This window comes from Thermoflavifilum thermophilum, from assembly GCF_900116565.1.
In the GTDB taxonomy this organism is placed as follows: domain Bacteria; phylum Bacteroidota; class Bacteroidia; order Chitinophagales; family Chitinophagaceae; genus Thermoflavifilum; species Thermoflavifilum thermophilum.
Map to the genome: position 1 here is coordinate 99,745 of NZ_FPCJ01000001.1, position 20,083 is coordinate 119,827.

A 20,083-nucleotide genomic window follows, 5' to 3' on the forward strand; every position below is an offset into this window, starting at 1 on the left:
AAACAAAAAAATAGAGATTTTTTGGCAGAAAAATGGGATTATACGATTCTAAAATTCAATTTTTAAAGCAAATTTTCGATGAAAAATCAGATTTTATTTTTTTTAAAGTATCTTTTTGAAAGGGCTTGAATCCCTGGAGCCGAAAGAAAAAATTCTGCAAGCGCCCGATAACGAACCATCGCGCCGGCAATACACACTGTATAGCCAATCAGCAAAAGATAAATTACTGCAAGCCAGCAGGTGAAAAGCAGCCAGGGATGAGCCCGGGGCCACGTGCGACCATATCTCCACACGCCCACAATCACCAACGCCAGAAAAAGCAGGTTATTGGCCTGCACGGCTATTTGCAACGTGGGATGCAAAGGCGAAGGATTGGGTAAAGCGAGCACCCGCCACCATGCATGTGGCAGCGCTTTCAATACTGATATGCCATTGGACATAAGCGGAATGGGTGCCAAAACGGAATGAGCCCCCAGTTCAACTCCTACCCTGTAAAAGGCTTGCTGCCGCTCCACCACAACCTGCAACGGATGAAGCCGAAATGCCCAGATGAACACGAAACCAATCACGAGCCAGCCAGCCAAACAACATGCAAACAGCCTCCCGCTGGTAAACCGTTGCCAACGATAAGGCCATTTGTTTTTGAGGTAAATGCTGCACACCCAGGCAAGCCAGGCAGGCAATACCACCAACAGCAAAAAATTTTTCAACAGCAAAATGCCTGTCAAACTCAGCAGAATCCAGATCCCATCTGATAAACGGAAGGTAGTTTTTACCGAAGAAGTAAAACCTTTCTCCAACAGCTGATGGGTGTGATAGCCCAGCAGGCTCAGGCACAGGAACAAAAGCGCATCTTTATGCATCCCGCTGAACCAGAACCATACTCCGGGGAGATGAAACCAAAGCAACGATGCCCGTGCCGACATGCCAGTGGTCACGCGATAAAGCTGCATATAGCGCAACCATCCGGGAAAAGTAAGTACACTAAAAAAAATACAATTCACGTAATACGATGAACCGGAAAAAACATTGAAAAGCATCTGCAAAAGCATCATTACATAATTGCCGCTGCTTTGCCAGAAGGTATGATACACACCGAAAAAATCGTGAAACAGCAAATAATCCAGCCGCATACGGATATACTGCGAAAGGTCCTGGGAATCGCGATGCCACCAATTCACCAGCTCTACGGCTCGATTAAAATACCTCCAGGAGTCGTTGAATCCTGTGTAATATCGTTCGTGGATCCATCCATACACCCAGGCCATGGCTACCCGGGAAAGAAAAAGCAAAATCAAGCTACCGGTTGCCATACCTGCAGGACGAAGTCGCTTCCAGCCACTCATCCACACACATGCCAGTACAAGGTAAATCAAACCCAATCCGAGAGTCCATAACATATTGCCATGCGAACTTTAAGAATAACCAAGGTAAGTTTATTCTCTTATTTTTGCGCAGGCGATTGCCAGGCTTTTTATTTATCTGAAATGTTATTATGCAGGAAATTACCGTTGAGACCGCTATTCAATTGGGATTAACAGCCGAAGAGTTTGCCCGTATCGAGCAGCTGCTGGGTCGCAAGCCCAATTTCACCGAGCTAAGCATGTTTTCCGTGATGTGGAGTGAACATTGCAGCTATAAAAATTCCATTCGTTGGCTGAAGACCCTTCCGCGCGAGGGCAAGCAGCTACTGGCAAAAGCCGGTGAAGAGAATGCAGGCCTGGTTGATATCGGCGAAGGCTATGCCTGTGTTTTTAAAATTGAATCCCACAATCATCCTTCTGCCATTGAGCCTTTTCAGGGGGCTGCCACTGGTGTGGGCGGTATTCACCGCGATATTTTTACCATGGGAGCCCGGCCCATCGCTGCATTGAATTCCCTTCGCTTTGGTGAAATCACAGAAGCCAAAACGCGCCACTTGCTGCGAGGCGTGGTGGCTGGTATCGGGCATTATGGCAATTGCCTGGGTGTGGCTACCGTGGGCGGAGAAGTGTATTTCGATGCCTGCTACCATACCAATCCGCTTGTGAATGCGATGAGCGTAGGTTTGGTGAAAATCGGATGCACGGTTTCGGCCATTGCTACCGGCGAAGGGAATCCCGTGATGATCGTAGGCTCCGAAACCGGCAAGGATGGCATCGGAGGAGCAGCATTTGCTTCAGCCAATATTACCGAGGATAGCGTGGAAGACCTTCCAGCCGTGCAGGTGGGCGATCCTTTCCAGGAAAAAAAATTACTCGAAGCCTGTCTGGAAGCCGTAGCCACGGGAGCGTTAATCGGCATGCAGGACATGGGGGCTGCCGGTATTACCTGTTCCACATCTGAAATGAGTGCCAAAGGCAATCACGGCATGCGCATTGATCTTTCGCGGGTACCCACCCGGCAGCCAGGCATGAAAGCCTGGGAAATTCTGATCAGCGAAAGCCAGGAACGCATGCTCATTGTCGTGAAAAAAGGACGAGAAGAGGAAGTAAGGAAAATCTTTGAAAAATGGGACCTGCATTGTGTGCAGATCGGTGAAGTAACCCGGGAGCCTCAGCTGCAATTTTATTTTCAGGGGAAGCTGGAAGCCTCTGTCCCGGCCGATAGCCTTGTTGTGGGCGGAGGGGCTCCAGTCTATGAACGCGAATATCGTAGGCCTTCCTATCTGGATGCCTGCCAGGCCTTTGATATCAATAGCCTGGCCGAACCTTCATCGCAGGAGCTTCTGGAGCTGGCCAGGACCTTAACCGGCTTGCCCACCCTTGCATCCAAAAAATGGATTTACGAGCAATACGATCGGCTGGTAGGCACAGCCAATATTTCAGCCTATGCTCCCACGGATGCCGCTCTGGTATGGGCCAAACCCACTTCCAAAGTACTGGCGCTCACCACGGATTGTAACAGTCTTTACGTTTTTGCCGACCCCTGCAAAGGCACTCAAATTGCCGTAGCCGAAGCTGCCCGAAATATCGTCTGCAGCGGCGGGAAACCACTTGCCATCACGAATTGCCTGAATTTTGGCAATCCTTATGACCCGGAAGTGTATTATCAGTTTGTACAGGCCATTCAGGGCATGCGCATAGCCTGCGAAGCCTTTCAAACCCCGGTCACAGGCGGCAACGTAAGCTTTTACAATCAATCGCCCGATGGCCCCATATACCCCACTCCTGTGATTGGCATGCTGGGTTTGCTGGAATCGCGCGATGATATCATGACCCTGCATTTCAAGCAGCCGGGTGACCGAATTTATTTGCTGGGACAATCCAGAAATGATGTGGGCTGCTCGGCTTATGTATATGCCCTGAAAAAAATCCGCTACAGCAACTGTCCGTTCTTCGATCTGCAGGAAGAGCTACAGCTGCAGCAGCTTTTGCAGCAGCTGATACAAGCCCGGCTGATTCGCTCCGCCCATGATGTGAGCGAAGGCGGCTTGTGGATAGCCTTGCTGGAGTCGGCCATGGCCGCCCGTTTAGGTATGCAGGTACAATCCGACCCGGCCTTCCGCAAAGATGCCTTCTGGTTTGGAGAATCTCAAAGCCGTGTGGTAGTCAGTGTATCAGCCGATAAGGAAAAGAATTTTCTACAAGCCGTACAACATTTTCCACATCGCCTGCTGGGTGAAGTGCGCGCCGATCAGCAACTATGGGTAGATGGCCAATGCTGGGGTGAATTGTTGGCTTGGACAAAAGCATACGAAGATACCATTGCCCGTTATATGGAAACAGATACAGCCGATATCCATTCATTTTTTTAAACACATAAAATTTCGTTGCGCATGTCAGCAGATGCTAGGCAAACATCTCATTCATCGAACTGGGTTCCCGACCGCAAGGATACCATCCTGGTTACAGGCGCTGCAGGCTTTATTGGAAGCTGTCTGGTAAAATATTTAAATGAGCAGGGATATGAACGTTTAATTCTGAGTGATGATTTTTCCAGACCGGATAAACTGAAAAACCTCGAACGCAAGCAATATCTTCAACGCATTGACCGGGAACAGCTGCTTGACTGGCTTGCACATGAAGGCTGGGATCATTCCATCCGTTTTATCTTCCATATCGGTGCAAGAACCGATACCACGGAATTCAACCGCCAGATCTTTGACCGGCTCAATGTGCAGTATTCCCAGCAACTTTGGAACTACGCCGTAAAGCGACAAATTCCTTTTCTGTACGCTTCTTCGGCCGCCACATACGGAGATGGCAGCCAAGGTTATGATGACGATCATGCACGCATTCCAGAGCTCAAACCATTGAACCCCTACGGCTGGTCAAAACAACAATTTGATCTCTGGGTATTATCGCAAGAACAAACACCCCCTTTTTGGTATGGGTTAAAATTCTTTAATGTGTATGGACCCAACGAATACCACAAAGGCCGTATGGCCAGCGTTATCTGGCATGCATACCGGCAAATTCAGGAAACCGGCATCGTACGCCTCTTTCAATCTCATCGGCCTGAATATCGGGATGGAGAGCAATTACGCGATTTTATTTACGTAAAAGACATCTTGAAAATCTGTTTCTGGTGCATGCAACACCTTCCTCCATCGGGCATCTACAATGCTGGTACAGGTAAAGCCCGCACTTTTTACGATCTGGTGAAAGCTACATTTGCGGCTGTGAATAAGCCTCTGCAGGTGCAATACATTCCAATTCCGGAAGATATCCGCAATACCTATCAGTATTTCACCGAAGCCCGCATGGAAAAACTGCGTAAAGCAGGATACACGGATCCGTTTTCTTCTCTGGAAGATGGCATTGCAGATTACGTACAACAATATCTGCTAACCCATCAATATTATTAATCGTTCAAAATCGTATGCGTGCTCTAAATCAATGGCATATTCCCCAACATGCACAGATAAAACGTTTGGCTGATTTACTCATGGCGCGAACGTTCCACATCTTTTACCTTCACGGCAAACAACAACACGATTACCAGGATCAACACCACAAACAAATAGCTTAAGAAAAACACAGCATTCTTTTGAAAAGAAAGCGGCATATAATTCGGTTCCAATACAGCCGGTGCTGAAATGGTGGGTTGACTGGCAGCTGGAGCGGCTTGAGCATTTGCATCAATGTAAGCCAGAATATCCTGAACATCCTGTTGATTCAGGGACGGATGATCGGGCATGATGATATGAAATTCGTTGTACAACGCCACTGCAGCCGTATCGCCTGCATCGATCATGGCTTTGGGTGAGCGAACGAACTTCACGATCCAGTCGAGGCTCCGTCGCTGATCCACACCCGCCAGCGCAGGTCCCACAGCCCGTTGATTGATGTTGTGGCATGAATTACACGCCTGCTGTTCAAACAATTGCTTGCCCCGATCCGCATTACCACGCACAGCTGCAGAATCAGCTGCCATCGCATGAAAAGCCATGCATAACCCCAAAATAACAAGCATGTCCTTGTACACAAACTTACTCATGTTCCAGTTTTTTGATATCCTGTGTTAATAAATCCATTTCACGTTTTACAATACCGCTGTAATAACCACGAATGCGGCCATCTGGATCTACCAGCATGATCTTATCGGTATGAATGAAATCAGGAATATTGCCATCACCCGAAGAGGCACTCACATGAAAACCCACTACAGCTGCCCGGTAAATATGTCCCTTATCGCCTGTGAGTAAAGCCCAGTGCCGAGTGGGCAAATTCAGAGACGAAGCATAATGTTGCAGTTGTTCCGGTGTATCATATTCCGGATCTACTGACAGCGAGATAAACTGCACGCGGTCATCAGCTTTGAATTGCTCCACCACCTCGGCCAGATCGTGCATCATACGCGGACATACATTCGGACAACGGGTGAAGAAAAAATTCACCACCAGTACTTTATCCGGAAAACTTTTCAAACTCACAGGCTGCCGCTGCTGATCCACAAACACATAATGGCTTACAAACTGTGTATCAACTGAAGACGTGTTCCACTCTTCCAGCTGACCATACACGGGTAAAGTTTCCCGATGTTGTACGACAGCATAAATCATTCCTGAAACAAGGATAATAGCTATAGGCCAGGCCATCAGCACCCATTTCCAACGGTGCATGTGTTTATTTGACTGATGCATAACAGATGCCGGTTTTACAAGCCAGGTACGGGACTGCCAGGTAGATGCGGAGGAGCGCCCGGGCCTGCAAATCGAAATACATCCAGAATAGCTGGTATGTAAGCAATCAGGATAATCAGTATCATTAAAATCACCCAGGGACGCAGATCGTTAAATAGCGGAATAATTTTTTCATCATGCAACGCCTCACTCACCGGAAATTCCAGCTGATCGGCCTGTTGGGTTTGTTTACGGAAAAATGTTCCAAAAAACACGATGAAGAAAAATACTGCCGCCAAAAACATAATGAAACCGCCACACAGGGTGAGCAATGTATCAGGCACCCATTGCGGATGAAACAAATCGCTTTTCGGATTCAAATAGCTTAAGCCCAGATTTGTACGCCGTGGCTCACCCTGTAAGCCTCCCCACATCAAACCAGCAGAAAAAATAAACACCCCAATCATCCACAAATAAGGTACAATTGTATTCAAAGCCGGTGCAAATATTTTCTTTCCCTTTAACTGACTTACCAGATGCACACTCATACCCAACATAGCCAGAATTACCGGCCCGGCTACCGTCATGTGAAAATGGCCAGGCAGAAAAGCTGTATTGTGTACAACCGCATTCAGTTCATACGAAGCATTGACAATACCTGTAAATCCTCCAAAAATGAATAGAATCAATCCACAAATGAAATAGGAAAACAAATACCGGCTGCTGTCGAAAAATGGCAGGCGCCCTATCCATCCAAACAAACCTTTACCTCCATTTTTACGCCCCGCATATTCCAAAGTTGCAAACATGGTGAATGCGGTTAAAAAGCTGGGAAGTGCTACACCAAAGGTGAGCAACGATTGAGTGAGTTTGGTATTGGGTTCAATGCTGGGATCACTAAACTGATGATGCACGCCCACCGGGATGGAAAAAATCAGAAAGATGGCAAACGTAATACGCCCCACCAGATCGGAATATAGCTTGCCTCCAGCCAGTTTGGGCAAAAAGGAATAATACATCACATAAGCTGGTAATAGCCAGAAATACACCAATGCATGGCCAAAGAACCAGAACAGCGTACGCGCCAATGCCACATTCACTGTAGCTTTCCAGCCCAGCGACCAGGGCAACAGCATAAACAATACTTCATAGGCAACAGATAGTGTACATGTAAACCAAATGATGAAATTGATGACAGTACCCCACACAGCCAATGGTACCTTTTCGCCAACATGGCTGGCTCTCCAGCTCTTGAGCAATCCAATCCAATCAAACAACGGAATCCACGATCCCACAATCATCACAGCTAAACCGAGATAAAAAAGTGGATGAGCTTTCAAAGGCGGATAAAACGTGTACAACACATCAGCCTTACCCGCAAACATGGCCCAGGACGCCATGGCTGTTCCTGCAATCATCAGCCACATGGAAATTTTTGTAGGCTGTTTACGTGGCTCCACTTTCAGAAAATAAGCTACGGTGGCATGTCCAAATGCTACTGCAAAAAATGTAGTAAGCACCAGAGCATTGATAACTCCATGCAACGTAAGCCCCTGATAATAATCGAGCCCCGCAAACGAAGACTGGTGGATTAATCCGGCCCGATAAACAGTTTGCATGAGTCCATGGTAAATCCCCACAATCAGTAATGTAATAGGGATAAACAGTTCGGTAAGTATCACATTGCGTAACCAGCGACTGATTTTCATATCATGTACATTTGAATGATAAAATATTATTGCTGATTGGAAGGAAAACCAACGATAATCCGGGCTTCCATATTCTGATGCCCTACTCCGCAATATTCATGGCAGAAAATTTTATACACACCGGCCGTGTTAAATTTGGCCGTACGTTTGGTAACATTGCCATATTCAGCCATCATGTTCACATCTTTTCCATCAATATAAAAACCATGCACGACATCCTTTGAAGTCAGATAAAAATCAACCGTGCTGCCCACCGGAATGCGAATTTCATCGGGCTGAAACCCCCACATCTGCGCCACCATATACACCTCATACGTGCTGTCATCAATCTTATCCACTCTTGGTGTCAGATAACTTTTGTCGAAATTCACGCACTGGGGCACATCACTGCGCCGGGCTCCCACCACATACAACATGGAAAAAATAAAAATCGTCATCACTACCATTGCCGTGAGCAAGGCCCGAAATTCATACTTGTCGAGTTCTACACCTAAGAATTGCATAGTTGTTTGATTTTGGATACGTATGAAATTAAATGCGATGCAGCATGATGGAATACACCGTAAACCAAATAGCCACTCCCAGCAATATGAACAAGATAAAGCAAACAATGGCGCCGTAGGGAATAAATTTTTCTTCTTTTTCAGGATGTTGTTCCATAAATCATGGTTATTTTAATATCTGATGATGTTGTGTGTTGTTGGCACAAAATTGAAAATCTGATACCAGCTGAAAGATGATTTTCATCACCTTTCCGGGGTGATTTTTATCACCTTTTCAATAAGAAAATTACTTTTGATTTACAAAAATGTCAAGCTTTATCTACTGATTAACGATTGTTTATGTTTGAGTTTAAGCCCTGGCAGCTCATCTTTTTCAGCCTGGTATTGCTGATCACCAGCAGCCTGTTAATGATCTGGCAACCCGGTTACCATTTTTTTGTAGGTGGTTTGATGACGGCTATCCTGGTTTCCCTGTTCATCCGGCAAAATGATATGACCTATTTCACTACCGCCTGGAGCCTTATACTGATTGTGGGCATCAGCATCGCCGGGTTGCTGTATAAACAAATGAATACAGAAAAGATTCTGCAACATGCATTTTCTTTCCTGCTGGTATTGGGAACAGGCATGTTTACCTTGTATGTAAAAAGTCTGTATCAAAAACTTTATGCAGAAGAAGAACAACTGAACGCTCTTTTTCAGCATGCCACAGAAGGCATTATCCTGACAGATGAACAAGGGTTTATTGTATTAGCCAATCCGGCTGCCGAACGCATATTTGGATATGCAAGCAAAGAATTGCAAGGCTTGCATATTGAACAACTGGTTCCTCATCGTTTTAATGAAATGCATACAAGGCATCGCCAACAATTTTATCAGCATCCCGCCCATCGACGCATGGGTGCAGGTAGAGATCTGTATGGAAGAAAAAAAGACGGACAAGAATTTCCGGTGGAAGTAAGCCTGAGCTTTTTTTATCAACACAAAAAATTTTATGTGATTGCCTTTGTGGTGGATATTACCCTGCGCAAACAAGCCGAACAACATTTGCTGCAGCAAAAAGAAGCTCTTGAAAAATTAACCGACGACATGCGTCGCATGAATCAGCACCTGGAAGAGGAAGTACAACGACGTACCCATCATCTACAGCAAGCCCTCCTGCAACTGGAACATTCGCGCAGGGAACTACAGGAAGCCTTAGAAAAAGAAAAGGAACTCAGCGAAATCAAATCGCGTTTTGTATCCATGGCATCCCATGAATTCCGAACACCGCTCAGCACCATTTTATCATCTGCATCGCTGATCCAGCGCTACCCGCAGGCCGAACAACAACAGCTGCGCGAAAAGCATGTGCAGCGCATCAAAGATGCCGTGGCTCATATGAACAACCTGCTGGAAGATTTCCTCTCGCTGGGTAAACTGGAAGAAGGAAAAGTGGAAGTGAGGAAAGAATATTTTTCCTTGCACGAACTGATAGATGAAGTGAAAGAAGAACTGCAACCGCTGCTGAAACCCGGCCAACATCTGCATTGCGAATACACGGGAAAAGATCAGGTTTTTACCGACAAACAAATGCTGAAGGCCATGCTCATGAACCTGCTAACCAATGCCAGCAAATTTTCCGGTGAAAACAAACCCATCATGCTGCAGCTGGACTGCAGCTCAGAAACCCTGCGTGCTTGTGTGAAAGATGAAGGCATGGGGATTCCAGAAAATGAACAACATCATCTGTTTTCCAGCTTTTTCCGCGCCAGCAACGTAACCAATATTCAGGGCACAGGCTTAGGATTGCATATTGTAAAACGATACGTGGATTTGCTGAACGGACAAATATCTATCCAAAGCCAGGAAGGTAAAGGAACCGAAGTGCGTTTTTCAATCCCCTTATAAATTTTTTATCTTGCATCCCACATGATTTTATAGCCATGGCAAAAATTCTGGTGGTGGATGATCATCCCGAAATTCTCGACAACATTTCTGAAATATTGAGCCTGGCCGGACATCAGGTAGTTACGGCTACTTCCGGAAAAGAGGCAGTGGAAAAAGCTTTGCAGCAACAACCCGAATTAATTATCTGCGATATCATGATGCCCGACCTCGACGGCTATGGGGTGCTGCATGTGCTGAAAAGAAATCCGCAAACGGCTGTTATTCCTTTTATTTTTCTCACCGCCAAAACAGAACGCTCCGATTTCCGCAAGGGGATGGAATTAGGTGCGGATGATTACATCACCAAGCCGTTTGACGATACGGAATTGCTGGCTGCCGTTGATACCCGGCTCAATAAAGTCAACTGGCTGAAACAATATTATGGCCAAACACAAAGCAGTGTGAGCCATTTTCTGCATGACCTGCAATCGCGCAGTGAAAAGGATATTTTCCCGCCTTCCGCGTGCGAAACAGCTTCTTTTCCCAAACAAAAAATCATCTACCAGGAAGGAGAACGTGCAAAATATTTATACCTGATTCAATCTGGCCGGGTGAAAATTACCCGTTTGCATCCTGACGGTAAAGAATATATTTCAGATATCTTCACGCAGGGTGATTATTTTGGATATGTGGCCCTGATTGAAGATCAGCCTTACCGGGAGACAGCTGTTGCTCTTGAAAATACCGATCTGTTGCTGATACCGAAAGAATATTTTTTGCAACAGATTTTTCAGGATCATCAGGTTACCTTAACCTTTATCAGGCTGCTTTCCCGGACTATTGACCAGAAGGAAGAGCGCCTGCTGCAACTGGCTTACAGCTCGCTGCGGAAAAGAGTAGCAACAGCCCTGGTGGAAATCAGCACACGAAATGCAGCTACCGGTAATGAGCACATTCCCATCACCCGCGAAGAGCTGGCACAGTATATTGGAACTGCCAAGGAATCTACCATTCGCATATTGAGTGATTTCCGCGATGAAGGGCTTATTCAAATTCGTTCCGGCAAAATCTATATTCCCGATTTGAATAAACTGAAGAATTTAAGGTATTAGCAATTGCTTTTGCAGTTGTGCATTCCGGCATCTGCCAAGCAACGGCAACCTCTTTTGCAAAAACTCCCTAAAACTTTTATCAAATGATTGAAACAAGCCGGTTTATAGTCTGGCATCTACCAGATGTCTGTCCAGAAATCCTTTCACATCATATATCACGCCATGCTGTTTTTTGTATTGCAAAATATCCCATTCGCGGAAACATGCATGGGCAACGGCAAGTATAATTCCATCATATTGCTTTAAAGCTTCTCTGGGTTTCAGCTGCAGATGATATTCCTCGGCCACCTGCTCGGGATAAGCCCATGGATCAGTAACATCTACCCGGATACCAAATGATTCCAGTTCTTTGATCACATCCACAACCCGCGTGTTGCGCACATCCGGACAGTTTTCCTTAAACGTAATGCCCATCACCAGTACTTCTGCACCTTTGATTTTGATATCATGATGCACCATGAGCTTCACCACCTGCTGTGCAATATAATATCCCATGCCATCGTTGAGCCGGCGGCCAGCCAGGATAATTTCGGGGTGATAGCCCACCTGCTGGGCTTTTTGAGCCAGATAATACGGATCCACACCAATGCAATGCCCACCCACCAATCCGGGTTTAAAGGGCAAAAAATTCCATTTTGTAGCCGCAGCTTCCAGCACATCCTGGGTATCAATCTGCATGCAATGGAAAATCTTTGCCAGCTCATTTACAAAGGCAATGTTGATATCGCGTTGTGCATTTTCAATCACCTTTGCGGCCTCGGCCACCCGGATAGAAGGTGCTTTGTGTGTACCGGCCTGTATGATGGATGCATACAGCTTATCTACATAATCAGCCACAGCAGGGGTTGATCCTGATGTAACCTTTTTGATCTGCGATACGCGATGTTGCTTATCGCCCGGATTGATGCGTTCGGGAGAATAACCCACGTAGAAATCCTCATTGAAACGCAATCCGGAATGCTGTTCCAGCACGGGCACACAATCTTCTTCCGTGCAACCCGGATATACAGTCGATTCATAAATCACGATATCCTCTGGTTTTAACACCTTCCCCACAGTTGCAGAGGCTGCAAGCAAAAGCCGTAAATCCGGTTTTTTATGTTCATCCACAGGCGTAGGAACCGTGACGATATACACCTGTGCATCTTTCAGGTCTTGCAGATCGGTGGTGCACACCAGTCCGTGCTGACCCGGTTTTTTGCCGGATGCAATCAATTGTGTGAGTATTTCCGGTTCTACTTCGTGGGTATGATCCACTCCCTGTTGCAAGGATGAAATGCGTTGGGGATTGATATCATAGCCAATCACGCGATATTGTTTTGCAAATTCTACTGCCAGTGGCAGGCCCACGTAGCCTAAGCCAATGATTGCAATTTGTTTGGGTGGAAAAGCATGCATATCAACGGTTTATATTCGCACAAATGTAGGGGATCTTGGGAAAATTGCGCTGCCCGCCGAATCTTGCTTTTATTCAAGACAAGGTTAAATATTAAGGCCTGCCGTAAACTGGGATCGGAACAAATTATTCATCATGAGCGACAGATTCAAAACTCCTTCATTACCTCATTCAACGCAGCGGGAATAAACAGCAAATCAAAATGATGCTGATAAATGAGATATTTGTTTTCCCACACCGGATCAAATTTTTCCTTGAAAAAACGCAAGCCGCGATAATGCTGGAAGCGACGTATTTTTTCATAAGCCATTTTGATGGTCAGCTCCTGAATGTTTTTGGGTTCTTCAATACCCGAAAGAGGAGCCATGCCCATGTTGATATACGGAATTTGATGCTGTTGACAATATTCAATCAGCCCCACCATTAGAAAATCCATACAGGTGCTGGGGGTATCTGCTAATTTGCGAATCAAATCGTAGCGCACTTCTCCCGGCCTGTAATCGGGTATCAGGTCCAGAAAAGCCACAATGCGCTGTTCGGCATCCATCAGGGCCAATACCGTGTGCTCCCGGATTTCTTCTTCTAAAAACATACCCTGTGAAAACACCAGCTCTTGTTTATGCAATTTCTGCAACCAGTCGTCCGACACCGCCTTCAGCTGCTGCAAAATATTGCCGGGCACTGGCGGTGAGAATACTTCAATATGATATCCCTTTTTTAACAACGTGTTCCGTGCCGTGCGCAAATTTTGCCTGGCCTTCCCTTCCATACTGAAATGCAAGGCATCTACTATCGCTTCCTGACCAATAAGCAAATATTTTTTTTGCTGTTGCGTGAAAAACGGTAAACGTTCTTCATCTACCCGATAATATACCACCTTCAACCCTTGCTCTTCACAGAACTGCTCAAACTCAGCTATGATGCGCATTTCCACAGCATCGTCCGGCGCACACACGGGTTCTCCAAGTACAATAGCAAAGTCATTTCCCACTTTATAGCTCACCAATCCATGACCATCGGAAGCAAAATAAAATAGCTTATCAGGATAAGTTTTAAAATAATCTATGGCGCTTCTGCCATATTGCTGCACCAGTGCATGTGCCCGCTGTAGATCCGATTCCACCTCTTCCCGCTGAAATACAAACGGCCTTAACAGGCCATACAACAACAATCCAATAGAACCCACGCCCAATGCATTGATCACCCGCAGGAAACCAGAGGCAAACCGAGTGTGTGGCTGCAAATCACCATTCATCAAAAAGAAATACTGCAAGGTATATCGAATGGATTGCCACAAATTCAAATTAATGCCAAATTGTTTTTCATTTAGAAAATAAAATCCCATTACCCCAAAAATCAGGCTGCACACAAGAATCACCAATGCCATGCGCACACCCACCCGCACAATTTTTCGGTTGCTTTTCACCCGATATTCATGGCGCGTAATCCACAATACAATCACACTAAACAGCGCAAACAATGCCTCTTCATAATCAATATCCTTGATGAGATGGGCTACGCAGGAAAGCAAGCCCAGCGTAAACGCGATGATCCAGGCATTGCGCAAGCCACGAAGCAGATATAAGGAAGTAATCAACAACATTAAACCCGTAACAATCACAAAATCATTCGAGGCATGAATGGTACTCAGCGGGATGTATTGACTGATGAGCCGCATGCGCCAGTGTATGGCCGGAGAAAGACCGGAAATCAGGTTAATCAGGCCCAGCAAAAACACCAGAAAAGCTGGGTAAATCCGCAAAAGCAAACTGCCTGGTGTAAACAAAAAGTTGAAAACCCCGCCCAGTACAGGTAGCCAGAATTGAATCAAACGAAACAGAAATACAATGGCAGCCGCTTCTGGTAAGCTAAACTGGCGATGCAGGAACAGCAGAATCATCACCAGCTCCACCAGGCCCATGCCCTTGAGGAAAGGCATGGCCAGAAAAAACAGCATGCCCAATGCATATGCCGAAAACACATCCAGCCAGCTGATGCTTGCCGACCCTGACCCGGTAATGGCCATGATGGCAGCGGCCAACATAAGCAACACCAGCCACTGCGCGATCAGAGAAAAAAGCATTAATGGCTGAATGAGCTGCCGGTTTATCCGATTCCCGGCCAGCTCCTGCAGCGTAATATCCAATTCGGGGAAAAAACGGCTGATGACGGCATATACCCAAACGGGCCGACGCCAGAACAAGAAAAATAATCCCAACAACAGCATGCCCGTACCCACAGCAGGTAGCATCTTTCCATACACCACGAGCTGATGAAGAGCCCACCAGATCAGCGTCGCCAGGCCAATTAGCACGTAGGCCAATGCCTGAAAAAAATAAAACAAATAAGTGGAAAAACGGCTTTTGGTGTGGCTCACATCGGCTTTTGCACGCCAGATGGAGAAAAAACGCTCGGCAATCACATGTTCAGGTGAAAGAAAAATATCGACTACCGAACGCTTCAGAAAGAAGTCGAGCGCCAGCCGCCAGGAAACAGGCGACTGCATTACAGCGAAAGAAAGGCGATAATTGAGGGATTGCAGGAAAACAAAGCCGGTAAAAAGCAGGAGCAGCAAAATCCAGTAAGGCCAGGAGAGCGAACTGATGAGCTCGCGCGCCAACACCATGTCGGCCTGCTGCCGACGAAAAAAATACAACCCTACCAATAAGGCAAACAGCGAGAGGATTTCCCGCCAATAAACGGTGCCTTTGATAAGTCGTTTCCGGATTTGCTCAAATGCAGACATGCGACCGATTCGGCCACAAAGTTAAGATTTGGAGGGGAGAGTGAGGGAAAATACAATATTAAATTCAGTAGGTTTGAAACAGTTGATAAAAGATTTATGCCCCCAAAGCATGCATAAAGTAGTCAAAAGCGAAATAGAAAGCAAAATAAATTTCATTCAGTAAGAAAAACCTCACCTGATACTTTGTCAATGAATTCGTATTTTATGGTTTTTTCCAGCCCTTCATATATTGAAATGGGGGGAATGAATTGAGTAGATTTTATATTATTCGATTCAAAAATTGTATTAGAACAAAATTTCTTGACGCGGATTGAACTTATTGGAAATTTCTTCCGTGTAACTATCGAAACTAAATCAAAACACAATCCACCCAAATATCCAATGCTATATGGTATGTGCATAATTTTCTCAGGTTTATTTAGCAAATTACACACATAATGAACAAGAGAGTTCATGTCAAAATCGGGCTTATCAACATAATTAAACAGATGTTCTCCTGGCGGGTTATTTAGGCAGTATTCAATAAATGCGGCCACATTTTCAACATAAGCCATTGATTTAACATTTTTTCCGGATCCAACCATAAAGAAGGGACCATAAACGATTTGTTTTAGCAAATTATAAACGTTACCTCTATTCTGCTCGCCAAATACAACGGTAGGGCGAATAATAGTTAAAGAATGATCCTGATTTTTTCTCAACCAACTACGATATACTTCTTCGGCAAGCCATTTTGTGCGGCCGTAATCATTAAAATAATTAATTTTCCCACATTCATCCGTCGGAAATGGCGAAAATCCATACACAGCAACCGAACTTGTAAAAATAATTTTTTTAATACCCAGGTGTATGCATGCGTCACACACATTTTCAGCACCATTCACATTTACCAGATCATACCTTGATCGGGGTGTAACATCGTCACGATGTTCTGCAGCTAAATTTATTACTACGTCAGATCCAGCCAGGGGTTCCCACAATGTGTCAGGTAAGCATACATCAACGTAAACATACAAATCAGGATAAACTATACTTGGTCGTTTATCACAAATGATTACTCGATGACCAGATTCAATGAGACGCCGAACCAAACGTGTACCTATAAAGCCGGATCCACCAATGACTGCTACGTTCATATTAATGGTTATTTAAATCAATTCATGAAAAATAAAATTCATATAATTTTTCAAAAATAACCCTATTAGTAAACATGCGCATACATCTGTCAAAGCCCCTTGTGAAAGTTTGTTGTATAATACCTCATCAAAATATAGGTGATTTATTGCCTGTGCTAAAGATTTACTGTATTCATTTTTTACAATCAACTCAGTAAGGAAATAAACCAATAGCTGAAAAAATATAGCCATACCAATAAGGCAAACAGGGAAAGGATTTCCACCCAGTAAACTGTACCTTTGATAAGTCGTTTTCGGACTTGCTCATTTACAAAAATGTAACCTATTCAACAAGAAAATTGACGTTTGGCATAAATAGAAAGGAAATAAAAAGTTATTAAACAATTAAGAAAGAAGATAAATACACCACGATGTAATAAAAATAATGATTTTAATTGGGAAGTAAAGCAATATTTGGACCTAATTTCTGTTGTAAATATTCATTAATCAAAACAGGCTGTTTATTAAATAACCAATGGCCGCCCGATACCTGAATATTACCTTGCACAAGATTAGTATTAAGTTTATTCGGTTGAATTTTAACAAACCATAATCCATATTGAGAAGCAGAATCAAATGGTTGATTGATATAAATCTGAACTGGAACAGGCTTAATCCCAGAATTCAAAGCATTCAAATTGATAATGATGCCAGCATAATTATTATTAGTATGAATATGATTCAGATAAATATGATTAATAACATTCTGGTATGTATTAGGTTCTATATCAATACCCGCTTTAGGCCAGGTGCCCATATTATGGGTTAATACCGTACTATCGATTAGTAAACTATCTACGGAAATAACTGATATTCCATTTCGCCTGTTATTAGCTATGTTTCCGCCAATAATTCTGATTTTCTTAGAAAAAGGGATTTTTTCATCGCCAATATAAATTCCATCACCCCAACAATATGTTATATTCGGATGATAGATAAAAATATTCCTCGCACCCCTCACAGATATGCCCATTCCCCACTCACCTGAATGCCCAAGATGGGATGCAGCATCTCCTGCAATATGAGGGTAAAAAATAGCCGTGTTTTCAGCATCAAAAACTCTCAATATTTCATAGGAAGGACGTGAGCTTGGCAACAAACGAATTTGCGATCCAGGAGGAAATAAAATGAACTGATCACTATGAAGAGTGATGCCCGAATCATTGATGAGAACTGGAAATGGAGGAAAAGCAACTACCGCATGCTCATCAATCGCCTTTTGAACATAATACCGATAATCCACACTGCCATCTTTCACATATCCATGGGGCAATGAATATGCAATAGGATAGGCAACAGAGCGAACAGAGTCAATCAATCTATTTATAGACGGCTTTGATAGACTGAAAAAATCATAATTGACCTTGCCTTGAGAGTAGGCAGAAAAGAAAGGAAGAAGCGAAATAAAGAGAGAAAAAAGTTTCATATAAAAAAATTGAATCAGGTGTATTCTAATTTAGAATCAAGCGATATGGGCCTATTCGGATAATGTAACGACCTGAGTACCCACATAAATCCATAAAATTGAAACACTGCCAGGCAGTAGTCTAATTGAACCCGATGCCTGGGACCCTGCAATTCACCATAAACAGAATATAAAATAACAAAAATAAAAAAATATGACAGAAAAAACCTGGAAAACGGTGTTTTAACATGATAAATATAAATAATTCCCAAAATCAAAAAAGGAATCATAAGCCAATGGAACAAACTGGGTAAGTTTAAAAACGCATAACTCTGTTCAGCATGGAACGGAATGGGAGTCAAAAGAAACCTAAAAAATCCATATAAGGGATTTACAAATTTCTGTAATAAATCATGATATGAAAGAAGTATAGCATCAATACCTAAAACATGAAAGATAAAGAAAACAATAAAAAAAGAAAAAATGAGGAAAAAAACTTTTCTTAAGGTTAATGATCCCCACAAATTGGCTAATAGCAAAGCAAGCGAAATCAAAAAAATGGCATAAAACCTCGTAAAAAAAAGCATAAAGCCAATCGGAATACCTATCAACAAAGACCTGAAAATTTTCCCTCTTAAATAATAAGATATAGAAGCAATCAAAATAAGTTCAAGAAGCAAAACCAAAATATCTTTTCCATTCATCACGTTAGACCAGGCAAGAATATCAGGATAAAAAAGCAAGAATAGAAAAAACAATATCCTTGCGTCGCCCTTTAGTTTAAATTCTTTCTCAACTAATCTTGTCCCGATATAAGCAATAAAACCGGTAAGTATCACATTTAAAGCGACTGGAGCGTAATAACCAATTCCAAATAGCTTAAATGCATATGTGTTATACAAATAGTATAATACATTCTGTCCTCCACCAATAGATAATAAAAACTGCCAATTCTGTGGCAAATTGAAAAGGGTGACATGATGCTGTAGCAAAACAATACCTTCTTGGTAATACACCCAATCATCAAGGAAATTATAAGTACCGTCAAAATAGAAAACAAAATATATAAAAAATATAATAAATTTAAAAAAAGAAGAAAATATAGATAAGAAGAAAGACTTCGTATACGAAAATGTAATTATGAAAGTTATCAAAAAAATGCAGAAAGCGGGAAAAATAATTTCATGAATACTAAACGGGTGCATACAGGAAACTATATTGACTCTTGTTCAGGTCGGATAAAAACAAACTGATTACAACCAAGTCGTCCGCCACATGTTTTCAATTTATCGAGATAAAAGCCTTGCTTATAAAAAAAGTAAAATACTTCTTCCGGCTTGGCTACTTCAAAAGGATATCCGCCTACCCAATCGATTAGATCATACCACGGAGACATGCCCCTTCCCCTTTTTGCATAATTGCGCCAGCTTTCTGTAGGTTTTCCACGTAATAGATCTATGAGTATCCTGACTGCCCGCAACCGCATAAAAGCAATACTGAGTATCAGGTACTTAATAGGAAGAGGTGATTTACAATATAATCGTTTAATATGCCACCACACTTTAGTGCTCCATCCCTGATCATTATATATAGCAATATACAATTTCCCTCCGGGTTTAACCAAAGGAATTACATTTTCAAAAGCCTGCCACATGGCACCGGTATGATGCAAAACACCCCAGGAATATACCACATCAAACTGCCCCAATTTATTTAAAAAAACGGGATCCAGAACAGAGCCCTGGCTGACATTCCAATTGGGATCGTCAGGAAAATACCTCCTCCTTAATTCCTGTGAACAAGCAACTGATTGAGGATCATAGTCAAAGGAATATACTTTTGCTCCTAATTTTCTTGCAGCCAATGAAAAAAGCCCACTTCCCGAACCAATGTCCAGAAATGATTTCCCATTCAGGAATCCCTTACCCAGATATTCCTCTAAAGACGCCATTGCAGAAGCAATGCGTTCATCATTCAATTCACGCAAGAACTTCGACCAGTTCTTCCCAAATGAAAAACGTTCACCCTTTTCTATCTCTTTTTCTGCGGATGTCAAATAAGCTACATTACTCATAAAAATAGAATTTGAATAATAGAAAAATAGATAAATGAGAAATGAATA

The 20,083-nt window shown here is 43.5% G+C and carries 16 protein-coding genes; 4 read left to right on the forward strand and 12 right to left on the reverse strand.

All coding sequences use genetic code 11. The annotated features are described in order from the left end of the window. Positions 1–86: 86 nt before the first annotated feature. On the reverse strand, positions 87–1,400 hold the full coding sequence (locus tag BM367_RS00405; protein ID WP_143103908.1) for a hypothetical protein: 1,314 nt from the start codon (positions 1,398–1,400) through the stop codon (positions 87–89). A 95-nt stretch (positions 1,401–1,495) separates the two neighbouring features. Between BM367_RS00405 and purL the strand changes: the two genes are divergently transcribed. Together purL and rfaD are read left to right on the forward strand one after the other, a co-directional pair. Beyond that, entirely contained in the window at positions 1,496–3,736 is a 2,241-nt protein-coding gene (gene purL / locus BM367_RS00410) for a phosphoribosylformylglycinamidine synthase subunit PurL (protein ID WP_092456158.1), read from the forward strand. A gap of 21 nt (positions 3,737–3,757) precedes the next feature. Then, the gene (rfaD, locus tag BM367_RS00415) at positions 3,758–4,789 is read left to right on the forward strand and encodes an ADP-glyceromanno-heptose 6-epimerase (RefSeq protein ID WP_092456161.1); all 1,032 of its coding nucleotides are present in this window, start codon (positions 3,758–3,760) and stop codon (positions 4,787–4,789) included. A 74-nt stretch (positions 4,790–4,863) separates the two neighbouring features. Here rfaD and BM367_RS00420 read toward each other — a convergent pair whose 3' ends face one another. From BM367_RS00420 to BM367_RS12255, 5 genes are read right to left on the reverse strand one after another with little or no spacing between them, the layout of a single operon-like run. Continuing rightward, positions 4,864–5,421, reverse strand: coding sequence for a c-type cytochrome (locus BM367_RS00420; protein WP_092456164.1), 558 nt, complete (start codon positions 5,419–5,421; stop codon positions 4,864–4,866). After that, a complete protein-coding gene (locus BM367_RS00425; RefSeq protein WP_092456167.1) occupies positions 5,414–6,067 on the reverse strand; it encodes an SCO family protein in 654 nt (217 codons plus the stop codon). The genes BM367_RS00420 and BM367_RS00425 overlap by 8 nt, the downstream gene beginning before the upstream one ends. A gap of 14 nt (positions 6,068–6,081) precedes the next feature. Continuing rightward, on the reverse strand, positions 6,082–7,755 hold the full coding sequence (locus BM367_RS00430) for a cbb3-type cytochrome c oxidase subunit I (protein ID WP_092456170.1): 1,674 nt from the start codon (positions 7,753–7,755) through the stop codon (positions 6,082–6,084). A gap of 26 nt (positions 7,756–7,781) precedes the next feature. After that, on the reverse strand, positions 7,782–8,258 hold the full coding sequence (locus BM367_RS00435; protein WP_092456173.1) for a cytochrome c oxidase subunit II: 477 nt from the start codon (positions 8,256–8,258) through the stop codon (positions 7,782–7,784). A 28-nt stretch (positions 8,259–8,286) separates the two neighbouring features. Beyond that, positions 8,287–8,415: a hypothetical protein gene (locus tag BM367_RS12255; RefSeq protein ID WP_262509431.1), complete on the reverse strand. Its 129-nt coding sequence runs from the start codon at positions 8,413–8,415 to the stop codon at positions 8,287–8,289. A 182-nt stretch (positions 8,416–8,597) separates the two neighbouring features. Here BM367_RS12255 and BM367_RS00440 point away from each other — a divergent pair, with 182 nt between their 5' ends. Continuing rightward, complete coding sequence (locus BM367_RS00440) at positions 8,598–10,148, forward strand: sensor histidine kinase (RefSeq protein ID WP_245759857.1); 1,551 nt, start codon at positions 8,598–8,600, stop codon at positions 10,146–10,148. Positions 10,149–10,183: 35 nt separating this feature from the next. Further along, positions 10,184–11,239 carry a response regulator gene (locus BM367_RS00445; RefSeq protein ID WP_092456175.1) on the forward strand — a complete coding sequence of 352 codons (1,056 nt, stop codon included), beginning with the start codon at positions 10,184–10,186 and terminating at the stop codon, positions 11,237–11,239. 102 nt (positions 11,240–11,341) lie between these two features. Here the strand turns inward: BM367_RS00445 and BM367_RS00450 are convergent, their stop codons facing one another. The 6 genes from BM367_RS00450 to BM367_RS00480 all read right to left on the reverse strand — a co-directional run bounded on the left by BM367_RS00450 (position 11,342) and on the right by BM367_RS00480 (position 20,035). Further along, positions 11,342–12,637 (reverse strand): nucleotide sugar dehydrogenase, encoded by a 1,296-nt coding sequence (locus tag BM367_RS00450; protein ID WP_092456178.1) that lies wholly within the window; start codon positions 12,635–12,637, stop codon positions 11,342–11,344. A 146-nt stretch (positions 12,638–12,783) separates the two neighbouring features. Next, positions 12,784–15,381 (reverse strand): phosphatidylglycerol lysyltransferase domain-containing protein, encoded by a 2,598-nt coding sequence (locus BM367_RS00455; RefSeq protein ID WP_092456181.1) that lies wholly within the window; start codon positions 15,379–15,381, stop codon positions 12,784–12,786. A 152-nt stretch (positions 15,382–15,533) separates the two neighbouring features. Further along, positions 15,534–16,517 carry an NAD-dependent epimerase/dehydratase family protein gene (locus tag BM367_RS00460; RefSeq protein ID WP_092456183.1) on the reverse strand — a complete coding sequence of 328 codons (984 nt, stop codon included), beginning with the start codon at positions 16,515–16,517 and terminating at the stop codon, positions 15,534–15,536. 430 nt (positions 16,518–16,947) lie between these two features. Further along, entirely contained in the window at positions 16,948–17,982 is a 1,035-nt protein-coding gene (locus BM367_RS00470; protein ID WP_143103909.1) for a right-handed parallel beta-helix repeat-containing protein, read from the reverse strand. Between the two features lie 14 nt (positions 17,983–17,996). Beyond that, positions 17,997–18,977, reverse strand: coding sequence for a hypothetical protein (locus tag BM367_RS00475; RefSeq protein ID WP_143103910.1), 981 nt, complete (start codon positions 18,975–18,977; stop codon positions 17,997–17,999). Between the two features lie 197 nt (positions 18,978–19,174). After that, positions 19,175–20,035: a class I SAM-dependent methyltransferase gene (locus tag BM367_RS00480; RefSeq protein WP_092456195.1), complete on the reverse strand. Its 861-nt coding sequence runs from the start codon at positions 20,033–20,035 to the stop codon at positions 19,175–19,177. Positions 20,036–20,083: the final 48 nt, after the last annotated feature.

Coding starts and splice junctions, on each gene's coding strand:
- BM367_RS00405 (WP_143103908.1), bottom strand. CDS start 1,400: ATGTTATGGACTCTCGGATTGGGTTTGATTTACCTTGTACTGGCATGT.
- purL (WP_092456158.1), top strand. CDS start 1,496: ATGCAGGAAATTACCGTTGAGACCGCTATTCAATTGGGATTAACAGCC.
- rfaD (WP_092456161.1), top strand. CDS start 3,758: ATGTCAGCAGATGCTAGGCAAACATCTCATTCATCGAACTGGGTTCCC.
- BM367_RS00420 (WP_092456164.1), bottom strand. CDS start 5,421: ATGAGTAAGTTTGTGTACAAGGACATGCTTGTTATTTTGGGGTTATGC.
- BM367_RS00425 (WP_092456167.1), bottom strand. CDS start 6,067: ATGCATCAGTCAAATAAACACATGCACCGTTGGAAATGGGTGCTGATG.
- BM367_RS00430 (WP_092456170.1), bottom strand. CDS start 7,755: ATGAAAATCAGTCGCTGGTTACGCAATGTGATACTTACCGAACTGTTT.
- BM367_RS00435 (WP_092456173.1), bottom strand. CDS start 8,258: ATGCAATTCTTAGGTGTAGAACTCGACAAGTATGAATTTCGGGCCTTG.
- BM367_RS12255 (WP_262509431.1), bottom strand. CDS start 8,415: ATGGAACAACATCCTGAAAAAGAAGAAAAATTTATTCCCTACGGCGCC.
- BM367_RS00440 (WP_245759857.1), top strand. CDS start 8,598: ATGTTTGAGTTTAAGCCCTGGCAGCTCATCTTTTTCAGCCTGGTATTG.
- BM367_RS00445 (WP_092456175.1), top strand. CDS start 10,184: ATGGCAAAAATTCTGGTGGTGGATGATCATCCCGAAATTCTCGACAAC.
- BM367_RS00450 (WP_092456178.1), bottom strand. CDS start 12,637: ATGCATGCTTTTCCACCCAAACAAATTGCAATCATTGGCTTAGGCTAC.
- BM367_RS00455 (WP_092456181.1), bottom strand. CDS start 15,381: ATGTCTGCATTTGAGCAAATCCGGAAACGACTTATCAAAGGCACCGTT.
- BM367_RS00460 (WP_092456183.1), bottom strand. CDS start 16,517: ATGAACGTAGCAGTCATTGGTGGATCCGGCTTTATAGGTACACGTTTG.
- BM367_RS00470 (WP_143103909.1), bottom strand. CDS start 17,982: ATGAAACTTTTTTCTCTCTTTATTTCGCTTCTTCCTTTCTTTTCTGCC.
- BM367_RS00480 (WP_092456195.1), bottom strand. CDS start 20,035: ATGAGTAATGTAGCTTATTTGACATCCGCAGAAAAAGAGATAGAAAAG.